Origin of the sequence: Flammeovirga pacifica, assembly GCF_000807855.2 — a bacterium.
GTDB lineage: Bacteria > Bacteroidota > Bacteroidia > Cytophagales > Flammeovirgaceae > Flammeovirga > Flammeovirga pacifica.
In genome coordinates this window covers 685,638-700,247 of the sequence record NZ_JRYR02000001.1, presented here as the reverse complement: position 1 = coordinate 700,247, position 14,610 = coordinate 685,638, and the positions used below count along the sequence as shown (strand labels likewise).

The window sequence follows — 14,610 nt, the reverse complement described above, 5'->3', positions numbered from 1 at the left end:
ACATAAATTATTTAATTCAGATGAAAAATAATTTAACTATTGTTTTTGATTTTGATGGCACTATTGTGCAATCATACCACTTAATTGAAAGTATTGTACGGTCATTAAGTAAAAAATATAGACTCAAAGAAATAGATACAAATAGTCGAGATGTCAGTAAACTTTCGGCTAAAGAATTACTTAAAGCCATAGAAATAAAAAAGTGGAAACTACCATTTTTCATTTATGAGGTTAAAAAAAGAATGAACAAACAGATAGTTGATCAACAATTAGTAGAAGGGATTGAAAATGCCATTAAAAAACTATATGATTTAGGTTTTAACTTGGTCATAGTAAGTTCAAATTCTAAACAGAATATTCAATTATTTTTAGAACATCAGCAGTTAAATAATTATATAGATGAAATTTATGCTGCTCCGAGACTTTTCAAAAAAGAAAAAACATTAAAAAGAATAATGAAGAAGCACGGGTCATGCATTTATATCGGAGATGAAGTAAGGGATATCATTGCATGTCATCAAGCAAAAATGAATATTATTGCTGTAAGTTGGGGTTTCAATCATGCCTCGATTTTAAAAAAAGAAAATCCAACTCATTTAATTCATCATCCAGACGATATTATTCCATTAATAACCCATTAAGGTGTTGATTTGGAAGAATAGGTTAATTAATTTGCGATACTTTTTTAATTGAAAAAAATTCCTTCGCATTAAAATATAAATATGAGGTCATCCATAGCAGGAATAATCTGTGCATTTACTTTTTTCTGTATTGTTGCATTAGACTCTAAAATAAACAACTTCCCTCCTTTTGGTCGTTTTTTGGATCCTTTTCATGGATTCTGGCAGAATGAAATAAATGACGACAAACTAAAAAGTCAGATTCATACCACAAACCTTAATAATAAGGCAAAGATCTTTTATGATTCATTGTTAATCCCTCATATCTACGCAGAAAATGAGCATGACCTTTATTTTTTACAGGGATATATAACTGCTAGACACCGTCTGTGGCAAATGGAGTTTCAAGCTATGGCTGCTAGTGGTCGTTTATCAGAAGTTTTTGGAGAAGCTACGGTAGATTACGACAAAAAAATGCGACGATTAGGAATAAGAATGGCTGCCGAGAAGTTTATTGAAGAAACTAAAAAAGATAAAAAAATATACAAAGTTATTGAGTCTTATTCTGAAGGTGTCAATGCTTACATTAATCAATTAGAATTTAAAGACTACCCTGTAGAATATAAATTTTTCAATTATAAACCTGAAGAATGGACACCACTTAAAATAGGTTTGATTTTTAAGTTTATCCAATATTCACTATCAGGCACTGACTATGATTTTGAAAACACTAATGTCTTAAAGCAAATTGGTCAGAAAAACTTTGATTTATTATTCCCAAACATATTACCTGGTCAAGAACCTATTGTCAATAACGATAGTATCTGGGCTGAATGGGATGATATAGTTCAACCAAAAAAACCTAGTGATTTCAAACCTTTATCTGGTTTAAAGAAAAATGTATACTACAAACCTGACCCTGATAATGGTAGTAACAACTGGGCTGTCGCAGGGAGTAAAACAAAAAATGGAAACCCCATCTTAAGCAATGACCCACATTTAAATTTATCACTGCCATCAATATGGTTTTCTAATCAGCTTACCACTCCATTAATGAATGTCATGGGGATGAGTATCCCTGGTATTCCTTGTGTCATTTCGGGCTATAACGATAAAATTGCTTGGGGAGTAACAAGTGCAAGAAGAGATGATAAAGATTGGTATAAAATATTATACAGTGATCATGACCATTTATCTACCTATATAGTAGATGGAAAATATGAACCTTTTGAATTAAATATTGAAGAAATAAAAATTAGAGAAAGGGAATCTATTCTTGATACAATACGATATACTATTTGGGGCCCTATTGTTTATGACCAATCTTTTGGAAATGAAAAACAAAGAGCAGGATATGCATTAAGATGGTCAGCACATGATCCTTCTAGCGAATTAAAATCGATCTATTTAATGAATAAGTCTCAGAATTATGAGCAATTCAGTAATTCATTAAAATTCTTTTCTGGTCCTTCTCTAAACTTCGCGTTCATATCAAGTGACAATGATATAGCCATGAATATTCAAGGGCGATTCCCAAATAAGTGGGTAGATCAAGGAAAGTTTGTGATGAATGGTGCCCGATCAGATATGAAATGGCAGGGTTATATACCTCAAGATCATAATATCAATGTCTTAAATCCGAAAAAAGGTTTTGTTAGTTCAGCTAATGAAAATCCTGCAGGGAAAGAATATCCATATTATACTTATGGACAATATTATGAATATTACAGAAATAGACGTTTACATCAATTATTGGATTCCGGTCAGAATTTCACAGTAAATGATATGTCTAAAATATTAAATGACAATTACAGTTTATTTGCCAAAGAAAACCTTCATTTCTTATTAAATCATTTAGATCAAATGCAGTTTAACCCATCAGAGAAAGAGGTCTATGATCTTTTATCAAAATGGGATTATCACTACAACAAAGATGATGTTGCTCCGATTTATCTTGAAGAATGGGTAAACCACTTAATGGCAGATATATGGGATGAATTTCATAATCATCCAACCAAAGATTATAGATTACCTACAAGAGAAACCACTTTTTATTTATTACAACATGATTCTTCTCTTTACTTTTTTGATGCTTTAGAAACCACCAAAATCGAAAGTATTTCTGACATTATTAATAACACTTTTCACTCTTCTGTGAATTATGTTGAAGAATGGAAACAAGAAAATAAAGAAGAAAACTTGTTGTGGTCTAAATATAAAGGCACAAAAATTAAACACATGGGTCTATTGCCAGGCTTTCATGCTTTGAATATTGATAACGGTGGTTATAAAGGAATTATTAATGCCACTAAAGAAGGACATGGTCCAAGCTTTAGAATGGTAGTAGAAATGACAAAAAATGGCCCTCTTGCTTATCAAGTTATTCCTGGAGGACAATCTGGTAATGCAGGAAGTCCTTTCTATGATAATCAAATAGAAAAATTTAATAAAGGTGAGTTATTCAAGGTAGACTTTTTCAAAAAAGACACCTTTATATCTGCTACTCCACCAGAAGGTTTAATAAAAATCGAGATACTAAAGAAGTGATGATAAATAAAAACGAAATAATATACGGTGCCACTTTATTTTTTATATGTGCACTTTTACAATTTTATTTTCCTTGGTGGATTATTGCTATCCCTTGTTTTACCTTTGGTATACTTAATGAAAAGTCCAATTTCTTTAAAACATTTTGTATCGCATTTATTGCTCTAGGTTTACTTTGGGGTTTATACGCAGCCTTTATTCAATTATATACAGGTTCAGAATTAAGTAGAAGAATATCCACCATGTTCCAAGTTCCTTCCAATGATTTTATTGGATTAATCACTGCAATCATTGGTGGTTTAACTGGAGGATTATCCGCTTTATGTGGTGCCTTAGTTAAATGGTCTTTAGTTGATTTAAAACCTGTTAAGGTACAAAATTCTGATTCAGATGATGTTGATTCTGATTATTAACTAATATAATTGCATTACAATAATCAAGATTGATCAAAAAGATTTTTTAAAATATACCTCTGGCTAAAGACGACCAGTTATGATCCTAATCTAACATCTTTGAATAGTACTAGAAGATTATTTAACAAGGGATGATTGGTGAAAGATCATTAAATATTTTTTTATAAGACCGTTCACCTTATATTTGCGACTTGATTATTTTTATCACCAAATTCCTATATAAAAATGGAGCTTAATCAACTTACAGCGGTCTCTCCTATTGATGGTCGTTACAGAAGTAAAGCTGAATCTTTATCAAACTACTTTTCTGAATTTGCATTAATTCGTTACCGAGTATGGGTAGAAATTGAATACTTTATTGCATTGTGTGAAAAACCACTTCCTCAATTAAAAGATTTTGATTCTTCTTTATACTCTTCAATGAGAAAAATCTACACTGATTTCTCTATGGAAGATGCCCTTAAAGTAAAGGAATTTGAAAGCGTGACCAATCACGATGTGAAATCTGTTGAGTATTTCATCAAAGAAAAATTCGAAGCTTTAGGTATTAAAGAACAAAAAGAATTTGTTCACTTTGGCTTGACTTCTCAAGACGTAAACAATACTTCTATTCCTTTATCACTTAAAGTGGCAAATGAAGAAGTAATGATCCCTATGTTAGAAGAAGTGATTGCTCTAATTGATACTCTTGCAGACGATTGGTCAGATCAACCAATATTGGCATTAACACATGGTCAACCTGCTTCACCTTCACGTTTAGGTAAAGAATTTAAAGTATTTACTTACCGTTTAAAGAAACAATTAGATACTTTAAAAGCCGTTCCTTATTCTGCAAAATTTGGCGGTGCTACAGGTAATTTTAATGCTCACAACGTTGCTTATCCAGAAATTAATTGGGTAGAATTTGGTAACGATTTCGTGAACAATGGTCTTGGTTTAAATCGTTCTCAATTCACTACACAAATTGAAAACTATGACAACCTAGCAGCAATGTTTGATGCTTACAAACGTATTGATACTATCTTAATCGATATGTCTAGAGATATCTGGCAATATGTTTCTATGAAGTACTTCAAACAAAAGATCAACAAAAATGAAGTTGGATCTTCTGCAATGCCTCATAAAGTAAATCCTATTGATTTCGAAAACGCTGAAGGTAACTTAGGTATTGCTAATGCAATTCTTGAGCACTTAGCAGCTAAACTTCCTATTTCAAGATTACAAAGAGACTTAACTGACTCTACTGTATTAAGAAATGTAGGAGTTCCATTAGGACATATCGTTATTGCTCTTCAATCATTGAAGAAAGGTTTGAATAAATTAGAATTAAATTCTAATCAATTAAAAGCTGACTTAGAAGATAACTGGGCAGTAGTTGCAGAAGCTATTCAAACTGTTTTGAGAAGAGAAGGTATTCCTAATCCTTACGAGATGTTGAAAGATTTAACTCGTAAAAATGAAAAAATCACTGAACAATCAATCCAAACATTTATTGATGGACTAGCTGTTTCAGATCAGATAAAAGAAGAATTAAAAGTAATTACTCCGTATAATTATACAGGTGTGTAATCTTAACATTCTTACATAAAAAGAAAGGCTACCTATTTTTAAAATATGGTAGCCTTTCTTTTTTATCTATATACTTAAGATTATTGTTCTTTTGAAGACATCAAGAATTCAACAAAGAAAGATGAACCTTCATTTTCTTTGGTTTCATACCAAATACTTCCTCCCATTTGCTCTACTCCTCTTTTTGCAACAGCCAAACCAATTCCTGACCCTGTTTCTTTAGTAGTAAAATTGGGAATGAACACCTTACTTTGATACTCTTCTGGTATACCTTTTCCATTATCAATTACAGTGATAATCGCTTTCTCTCCATTTTCATATAAGTCAATAATTATATTTGAAGGGACATCATCTTTAGCTGCTTGAATACCATTTAATATCAAATTAGCTAAGATTCTCGCAGTCAACTTCTCATCGCCCTCTACAAAAACATCATGGCCCACCTGAGTATTTGAGAATTGAATTTTCCCTTTACTCGAATGAAGCATAATACACTCTAAAATAACCTTAGAAAGATTAAATACTTCCTTTTTAGGTACTGGCATCTGAGCAAATGAAGAGAAAGATGTTACAATTCCACTAAGTGTATCTACCTGACTTATTAGCATCTTTGTTGCTTTTATCAATTTAGGGTTTTCATCTGTTGTTGCTACACGTTCCAATTGTTGTAGATACAATTTCATTGGTGTAAGCGGATTCTTAATTTCATGTGCTACTTGTTTAGCCACATCTTTCCAGGCACTTTCAAGTTGACTCCTTTCTAATTCTTTCTTACTTTCTTCTAATTTAGAAAGCATTTTATTGTATTCCCCTACTAAAAGCCCAAACTCATCATTAGAATTATACTTAATCGGTTCATTCTTTTTACTTAAAGTGATTCGATTTAGTTCAGGAATAATCAATTTTATTGGGTTCAATAATGACAAGGCAGCATAATGGACTATTGGTAATAAAGTAATAAATAGCACTGTGAAAATGATCATAATTGTAGTAACTACTTCCACTGTTCTATCATCAAACCTATTCAATGATTTAAAAAACGGAATACTAACCACTCCCATCACATCTCCTGTATTAAAAGCTTTTAGACCAATATAAGAAGTATTGTATTCTAGATTACCAATTCTCTCTTTTAAGACTAGACGTGTTTTCTTATCCTGCATTATACCGACATAGGCCATAGGATTTAGTTGTTCACTAAGGATTCCTGCTTCAAATAATTCATCATCAGAAGTAGCTTTTAAGAATCCCTTCTTATCGTAAAACCTAATATCAGCTTGCATAATATTAGATAGTTCACTAATAAAATTATCGAGTTTTAGTTCTTTTTCTTGCGTCCAAACTACATCCATATCTGTACTTTGAAACAAGTTGATGGCCACTGTTTGCGCCTTCTCTATATATTGTCTTTGAATATCATTTCTTGATGATTTCACCATTACCAAACCCATCACTATGGCTAAAGTGAAGATGGGAAAGAAAATAGATACATTTAAATAAGCTTGTACTTTTGAAGAAAATGATCGGTTATATTCTTTAGGATCTGCAACGTAATTTTTTACACTATAGTAAGAAAAAACAAAAAAGACTATAATAGTGAAGTAGGTAGAAAAAGTACGTATAAAATCAAAAATATTAAACTCCTTTGATGAAATAACCACAATTCGATTATTCGCATTTGGAAGTAATAAATGCTCAAAACCATTGTATTCAAAGTTAGAAACTAGTGTAGAACCTTCATCAATTTCAAATTCTTGAAGAAAATCGTTGGTATAAGTATAATCTCCAGAACTAAATATTAATTCTTTTTTAAAGAAAATAGCATAAGAATAATCTTCTTGTTTATAGTTGATATTATAGTTTTCATCAAGGATGGAAGACTGTAAATAATTCCCTTCTAAAGATTTAGTGTTTAATTCAATCAAACAATAACCAATAGTATCTGTTACTTCGAATTTATCAATAATTGGAATATTACATAGATAACTATAAGTACCCTTTTGTAAATCCATTTTATTATTTAAACCTATAATATCAGAAGGAACATTCTTTGGTCCATCATAAAAATTATCAATAAGTTGCTGATAGGTATACTCACTATTTACCACTTGTCCATTATCGAAAGCCATATTCACTCTGATATCATAACGATGACCAAAAAGATCCATGATATCAGTTTTAATTAACTTGGTAACTTCTATAGCATGTGGTTTATTTAAAAAAGCAACGGCATCTATTACCCTATCATCATCTTGTACATCATTAATAGTTTCCTTAAGAAATGCTTTAAGTGTTGCATCATTGGTGATTAACTTGTAGGCAAATTTTTGCTTAAACTCCTCATCTTTCTGTGTATCATTTTTCTCAATTACAGCTGCAGCTAAAACAGAAAACAACATAATATGAGACATCAAATACATGATAGCTTTGAACTTACCTGTCCTTAGATATTTAGTTGTATCGAAAATTAATGTTACCCCTGTAAATATTGATAAAACGTTGATTACTATTAAGTCAAATGGTTCAATAATAAATTGAATACAGAAGATCACTAGTAAACTAAATAACATGGCGAGTGCTTTACCATAGAAATCTAACCACCACCCTATTATTCTGAATGCCACATGAGAATAGACTCCCGCTAAAAGAAAGCCAAGGAGCATAATTAAATGAGCAAGGATATATGATATACTGATATCAAAAACACTAAACTGAGCATTTAAGTCTAGGGCATATTGTAAAACATTTAAGTAAACCGCTTCTAAAAGGTTTAGAATAACGAATAATAAAATGATTAAAGAAGATGATAAAGCTACCTTCACCTTAACATTCAATGTTTTCATGGATTGCACAGAAAACAAATCTTTGAAATTTTTAGTGACCCATCGATAGACTAACAGTATAAAAATTAAATCTATAAAGATTACTCCCATAGAATCCCAAGCAGGAATAAGAGGGCTACCTAAAGTAGACAATATTTCATACTCATTTTTTATGATTGGATTATTGACAATGGAGAATACAACTTCATGTAACGCCAACACACCAATAACAAAAACAGAAAGCATTATATATATTGATGCTCCTTTATGTATAGACTCTGTGATAAAAGAACTTAGAGCGGATAATAAAAAGAATGTAGCAACAAGCACACTAAATATAAAAATATGCCACGGAAATAATTCTATAGACACCTGTTTAGAAACATCAATAGAGAACAAATAATTTTTATGCTTAGAGTATACTGGCTTATAGTTTTCGTTGACTTTATACTTATCTATTCTTGGAATTTCATTTGTACCAAAGACAAATTCATCCACATAATGGGACATAATAGTTGTTGGATAATCCCTCAGTTCTAATAATGGTACAATCACGAAAATTTCGTAATCTTGATTGTACAACATGATATTAGATTTACGTACGTAGTAAAAGGAGTTCCCCTTTTTAACCACATCCTCTACGAAGTAGGTAAATAATTTATCTTCTATGTATTTAAGTTTGAGCTTATCATTTGACCAATATTGAAGAACACCTTTTTCATAAATATATACCGGCAATGAACTTAATGATAATAGTGTTTTAAAATCGGGTTCATCCTCACTTACCTCTTTAATATTGTTCTTGATGTCAAATATCACATCATCAGCAACTTTAGATAATTGCTGTATTCTATTTTCTACGAAAACATCGTATTTTTCATCATTATAATATTCCACATTTACTAAAAATATTATAATAGATAAAAATGAAAAGAAAAGACCTAGTAGAGCTTTACTTTTACTGTTGACAAGTTGTTTAAAAAATACTTTTGCTTGCATATAGGCAATACATTAACAGGATTAGAGTGGAAGTTTTGAGAAGTTCTTATGAAGACATCAATCAAAAATGAAATTACAAAAAAACTCTCATATGTACGAAACATAAGAGAGTTAATACCAAAGTAAAGATGAAATTGTCTAATAGCTACGCTAATGTAGTTTTCACTTTATTTTGTTGTGATTTTTTATACCAAATATAAGCAATTGATGCGATCAAAATATAAGGCATGGCCATCAAGTATAAAATACCCGTATTTAAACCTGCACCCACTTGAGAAGCACCATCTGATATATTATTTTCTACTGTAGCTCTACACATAGCACATTGTGCATATACATCATAAAAATTGACAAGAAGTAGAGCAATAGATAAAATTATATGTTTTTTCATAATTCTAGACATAATAAGGACTGATCATAAAATAAACGATTACACCACTTACTGCTACAAACTCCCAAATTGGATAAGCCCATTTCACAATTTTCTTATGAAGAACCAAACGGTTTGTGATGGCAAAATAAATAGACAATAGTACTAAGGGAACAACTGCTGCAGATAAAACTATATGCGCCAGTAATAAGATAAGATAAATTACTCTCAAAGAACCCGCTTCTTGTTTTTCAGTAGTAGATAGTATACCATCAGCATTTAAATCACCAAAAACGGTATGCCCTCCTTGAAAATGATAAATTACATAAGAGACTAAAAATATAGCTCCTAAAACAAATGATATCAACATCATTAGTCGATGTAATTCTGTATTACCCTTTTTAATAAAGTAAAACCCTAAGAATAAAGTAATAGCACAACTACCATTAATCACCGCATTCAAGTGAGGTAAAAAAGAAACGTCTAAATCTCCAAGTTTACCTGTCTGTGGTATAAACAACAATATCGCCACTACTAACGGTATAGCAATTGATAACACTGCTATTGTAATTAATGGTCCTTTATTTAGTTTTTGATTAATTTGTTCCATCCTCTTCTAACATTAATAATGATATCTCTGTAAGTAATCTTTTTACATCGTCTTGATCTGTTCCACTATAAAAACCTCTAATACGTTTTTGTTTATCGACCAAAATCAATTTGTCGCTGTGAGATAATGATGCTGAATTTCCTGTCATTGATTCTTTTGCGGTAATATAAAAACCACATTGACCTAAATTCATAATGGTTTCTTTATCTCCAGTAAGTAATGACCACATTGAAGTATTAATGCCATTTCTATCCGCATAAGAATTTAATACTTCAGGTGTATCATATGATGGATCTATACTAAAAGAAACTAATTTAAGGTTCTTATCATTTTTGAAACGTTCTTGCACTCTAAGCATACTTGAAGTCATTGCTTTACAAATATCAGGGCAAGATGTGAAAAAGAAATCAGCCACATAAATATGACCTTCAAGATTATTATTTGAATAAGTTTGATTGTTTTGATCTATAAATTCAAAATCAGGTATTCTATGAGTACCTTCAACCTCATTGGGAGGACAATTCACTGATTTTAAATTATAAACTTGTAGGCTTTCAGCTGGTTCAAGACGGTATTCGTTTTTTCCAAAACTCTTTAGAAAAACTAATATTACCAATGGGATCCCTATTAGTAAAAATAAAAACACCCACTTTTTTTGATTAGGTTTACTCATTATGTTATGTAAAAAATATGGTTTGATTTCAATAAATTGAAGAAATCAAACCATATAAAGATATACTCTTTTGTATTCAATGTCTATTAGCTACCAATTAAGGAAAGCATCTAGAATGGCTTGACCTTCAACAAATAAAGCAACGCATAGCCAAACTAAAAATAACAATGGGAATAATATCACAAATTTAAGTAAGAACGTTTCGTGTCCTAAGTGCATAAATTCCATGATAATATAGCCAGCCTTTAAGAATGTTAGACCTAAGAACAAGATATTAAGAATTGTTCTAGAAGACCCGTCAGGCCATGCAAATGCAAAAATAAATTCTACGATAGTTACCGCCGCTAATATAGCTGTTACTTTCATAACAGTTTTCATTTTAGCTTTTTTGATCTCCTCAGGAGTCATTGATGCATCAAAGTGTGCCATAAGTGTAATGTTTTTTGAAATGAAAAAATAAGTTAGATCAGATTAAGTAGAAGAAGGTAAATACAAATACCCAAACTAAATCGACAAAGTGCCAATAAAGTCCTCCTTTTTCAATCATTTCGTATGAACCTCTCTTTTCATAAGTACCCATTACTACATTGTAAAAAATCACAATGTTAATGATTACACCAGAAGTTACGTGAACACCGTGGAAACCAGTAATGAAGAAGAAGAAGTTAGCAAATAACTGAGGACCGTATTCATTCACGTGCAAGTTCGCACCGAAAATACGTACTCCATCTCTAACAACACCTTCTGCAGAACCGTGAATAAAGTGAGACCATTCCCAAGCTTGACATCCTAAGAATGTGATACCACCAACAACGGTCCATAACATCCATTTCTCAACTTCTTTTTGAGATTTTCTCTCTCCTGCTTCAACAGCTAATACCATTGTCACTGAAGATAAAATCAGAATAAACGTCATCAACCCTACAAAACCTAAAGGTATATCCATACCGTGCAAACCTGGAAAAGCATTAAAGACTTTTTCCGGGATTGGCCAATAAAAGTCATCTGAACTTGTTGCAAATTCAAATTTAGAATAAGCACCTTCATAAGCTGGATGCATATAACGCACTACTCCATAGGCGATAAGTAATGATGCAAAAGTAAATGCATCTGAAACTAAGAAAAACCACATCATTAGCTTTCCATAGCTTGCATTCATTGGTCTTTCCCCTCCATCCCATTTAGAAATTTCGAGTGGTGTCAAAGATGTAGATGACGACATAAAGATTGGATGTTAAATTTTATAATGTCTTTTTAAAAAATTATCTGTTTACAAATAAATATGAGTTTCTTTATAAAAACAACTATTTGATGACATTTGTGATATTTTTTAATGACATTTATCACTATTATCTATTCAACAACATGAATATCAATAAGTAAAGCCATAAAGCGTCTAAGAAGTGCCAATAATTAGCACACATCTCCATTCTGACAATGGTTCCTTTATGAATTTTACCTAGGAATGATTCTATTAATATTATAAATAAATAGATAATAGCACTGATGATATGAAGCCCGTGAAGACCTGTAAGAACATATACAAATGATCCTGATGGATTAGAATCTTTACCACCAAAGAACACTTCCATGTCTACAAGATGTCCCCACCCTATAAATTGAAGCACTAAAAAGACAGAACCCAATAATGCTGTAATCGATATAGCTATCTTTAGACTTTTAAAATCATCTTTTTTAGTACTAATAAAGGCCCAATGCATTGTAGCACTACTTAGTAATATTACTGCTGTACTTACGTACATGATGTTAGGTAAATCAAACGAATCCCAGTTCCCTTCTGCTTGTCTTACGATATAGGCACTTGTTAGAGCGGCAAATATCATGACTACACTCACAATGAAAAGCCACATGGCAAATTTCTTAGGGTGAATTTTTACTGGTTGATTAGGTGCGTTTTCTGCTGAAATTTGAGTTTTCATTAAATCTTATCGATAAGGTAAACGATTTGTACAATAGGTAAATAAACAAAGGAAGTAAACATGATTTTCAATGCTGCTTTGTCTGTTTTCTCCTTAATCAACCCGAAAGTTTGATAAAGAAATGCGGCTCCTGCTAATGATGCAATGATACCTGATGCAAAACCTGTCATTCCCAACTGTGTTGGCAAAAAACCAATCGGTAATAAGAACATGGTATACATTGAAATTTGTATCGCTGTATTTACATCTTTATTACCATTAAATGGTAACATCTTAAATCCTGCTTTTTTGTAATCATTATCAGCAACCCAAGCAATTGCCCAAAAATGTGGAAATTGCCACATAAATTGCAAAGCAAATAAAGCTGCTCCTTCCATGCCTACGAACCCTGTTGCAGCAACCCAACCAATCATTGGTGGAAATGCACCAGGGAAAGCTCCTACTAATACAGAAAGTGGCGTTATTCTTTTAAGAGGAGTATAAATAAATGCATAAAGCACTAAAGAAGCTAAAGACAATATCGCAGAATAAGTATTTACAAATACTACCATCAAAATTGTTCCTACTAGAGCTAAAATAAAAGCATAAATTCCTGCTTCCATTCTTGATATTATCCCTAAGGGTAAAGGACGGTTCTGCGTTCTCTTCATCATCTTATCATAATCTTTCTCGATAATTTGATTAATAGTATTTGCTGAACCTGTTATCATAAAGCTCCCTACAGCAAGCGCAATAACTGCACTGATAGAGAAGGTTTCCATCCCTAATAAATATCCAAATACTCCTGAGAAAACAACTACTCCTGTTAATCTTACTTTTAAAAGATCATAGAAGTCTTTAACTCGAGTACTTTTTGTAGTTTGAGTGGAAGTAGCGGATCCTGTTTCTGCGACAATCATTTTATGCTAATTCGTTTTTTGAGTGTGTTTCTTCAACCTTCTTTACGTTTCCTAAAACTCTAGAATGGTTGACTAATAATGCGATGTAAAATTGTACACCAACAATTAATGAACCTAATAATAAATGAATTGGTTGTAAAAATGCTGGTATTCCAAAATGTCCCATAATAGCTCCAGATAAAACTACTGTAGTCAATAATCCAAATAATACAATGGACCAAAATCTAGCAGGGTGTTTTGCTTCTGTACCTTTAAAAACATTTTTTATAAAGATGATGTTTAAAATTCCTACAATTATTGAGAATGATCTATGAAAATAAAAAGTAAAACCTAACTGATCTATCCATAAATCTCTTTGGTTATCTCCCATAGATAAAGCAACTTCATCAATATGTTCACGAACTTGAGTTCCCATTACTATTTGAACAACTGACATGGATAAGATGATTAATATCCACTTATTTACCAGTTTTATATTTTCGGGATCTTTGTAACTTAATTCTTGTTTCTTAGACCTAGCAACGGCATAAATTAAAATCCCTACAATTACTAAAGCTAACAACATGTGTAGCGTAATCATAAATGGATTAAGGTCTGTGGCAACTACCTTAGATCCTAACCACCCTTCTACTCCAACCAAAACAAAAGCTAGAAAAGAAAAATAAGTAACTATAGGATCTTTTTTGAAATAACTAAATGAAAAAACTAAAGTAAAGAACACAAATAACCCGATTAATACTCCTACTAATCGATTAATATATTCTACCCAAGTTTTAAATGCAGAAAAGTCTGCAATCTCTTTACCTTGTATGGCATATCTAGTTTTATAATCTGCTGGTAATTGACTTACATCCGTTGGAGGAATGTATTGATCAAAACATAAAGGCCAATCAGGGCATCCCATACCAGAACCAGTAGTTCTAACAATTCCCCCTACCAATATTAAAAAAAAGACCGCAAACACGGTCACTACGCCGAATCGTCTGTAAAAAATACCTTTGTTTGTCGTATCGTTACTTTTCATATGTTTACTACTTCAACCAGTTTGTTAACTATTATTTATTAATGCAACAAATATCAAACTGGTTTGTTATCAGCAAAAATACAAAAAACATCTACATTACATGACATTCGTCATGTTTTATTTA

At 31.6% G+C, this 14,610-nt stretch carries 13 protein-coding genes; 4 read left to right on the top strand and 9 right to left on the bottom strand.

Going from position 1 to position 14,610, the window contains the following annotated elements; translation table 11 throughout:
• The first annotated feature begins 20 nt into the window (after positions 1-20).
• From NH26_RS02830 to purB, 4 genes are all read left to right on the top strand, one after another.
• Complete coding sequence (locus NH26_RS02830) at positions 21-641, top strand: HAD-IA family hydrolase (RefSeq protein WP_044223945.1); 621 nt, start codon at positions 21-23, stop codon at positions 639-641.
• A gap of 81 nt (positions 642-722) precedes the next feature.
• Positions 723-3,167, top strand: coding sequence for a penicillin acylase family protein (locus tag NH26_RS02825; protein ID WP_044223943.1), 2,445 nt, complete (start codon positions 723-725; stop codon positions 3,165-3,167).
• Positions 3,167-3,580 (top strand): hypothetical protein, encoded by a 414-nt coding sequence (locus NH26_RS02820; protein WP_052432027.1) that lies wholly within the window; start codon positions 3,167-3,169, stop codon positions 3,578-3,580. The genes NH26_RS02825 and NH26_RS02820 overlap by 1 nt, the downstream gene beginning before the upstream one ends.
• 225 nt (positions 3,581-3,805) lie before the next feature.
• Positions 3,806-5,149, top strand: a complete 1,344-nt coding sequence (purB, locus tag NH26_RS02815) for an adenylosuccinate lyase (protein WP_044223942.1) — start codon at positions 3,806-3,808, stop codon at positions 5,147-5,149.
• Positions 5,150-5,229: 80 nt separating this feature from the next.
• Here the strand turns inward: purB and NH26_RS02810 are convergent, their stop codons facing one another.
• From NH26_RS02810 to NH26_RS02770, 9 genes are all read right to left on the bottom strand, one after another.
• On the bottom strand, positions 5,230-8,970 hold the full coding sequence (locus NH26_RS02810) for a sensor histidine kinase (protein WP_044223941.1): 3,741 nt from the start codon (positions 8,968-8,970) through the stop codon (positions 5,230-5,232).
• A gap of 145 nt (positions 8,971-9,115) precedes the next feature.
• Positions 9,116-9,361, bottom strand: a complete 246-nt coding sequence (locus tag NH26_RS02805) for a hypothetical protein (protein WP_242427293.1) — start codon at positions 9,359-9,361, stop codon at positions 9,116-9,118.
• A 4-nt stretch (positions 9,362-9,365) separates the two neighbouring features.
• Positions 9,366-9,950, bottom strand: coding sequence for a DUF420 domain-containing protein (locus NH26_RS02800; RefSeq protein WP_044223938.1), 585 nt, complete (start codon positions 9,948-9,950; stop codon positions 9,366-9,368).
• Positions 9,937-10,623 carry an SCO family protein gene (locus NH26_RS02795; RefSeq protein ID WP_044223936.1) on the bottom strand — a complete coding sequence of 229 codons (687 nt, stop codon included), beginning with the start codon at positions 10,621-10,623 and terminating at the stop codon, positions 9,937-9,939. The genes NH26_RS02800 and NH26_RS02795 overlap by 14 nt, the downstream gene beginning before the upstream one ends.
• A gap of 90 nt (positions 10,624-10,713) precedes the next feature.
• Positions 10,714-11,052 carry a cytochrome C oxidase subunit IV family protein gene (locus NH26_RS02790; protein ID WP_044223935.1) on the bottom strand — a complete coding sequence of 113 codons (339 nt, stop codon included), beginning with the start codon at positions 11,050-11,052 and terminating at the stop codon, positions 10,714-10,716.
• Between the two features lie 37 nt (positions 11,053-11,089).
• Positions 11,090-11,845 carry a cytochrome c oxidase subunit 3 gene (locus NH26_RS02785; RefSeq protein ID WP_044223934.1) on the bottom strand — a complete coding sequence of 252 codons (756 nt, stop codon included), beginning with the start codon at positions 11,843-11,845 and terminating at the stop codon, positions 11,090-11,092.
• A gap of 127 nt (positions 11,846-11,972) precedes the next feature.
• The gene (locus NH26_RS02780; RefSeq protein WP_044223933.1) at positions 11,973-12,563 is read right to left on the bottom strand and encodes a cytochrome c oxidase subunit 3; all 591 of its coding nucleotides are present in this window, start codon (positions 12,561-12,563) and stop codon (positions 11,973-11,975) included.
• Positions 12,563-13,462, bottom strand: coding sequence for a heme o synthase (gene cyoE, locus NH26_RS02775; protein ID WP_044223932.1), 900 nt, complete (start codon positions 13,460-13,462; stop codon positions 12,563-12,565). Before cyoE ends, NH26_RS02780 begins: the two co-directional genes overlap by 1 nt.
• Before the next feature lies 1 nt (position 13,463).
• A complete protein-coding gene (locus NH26_RS02770; RefSeq protein WP_044223931.1) occupies positions 13,464-14,486 on the bottom strand; it encodes a COX15/CtaA family protein in 1,023 nt (340 codons plus the stop codon).
• Positions 14,487-14,610: the final 124 nt, after the last annotated feature.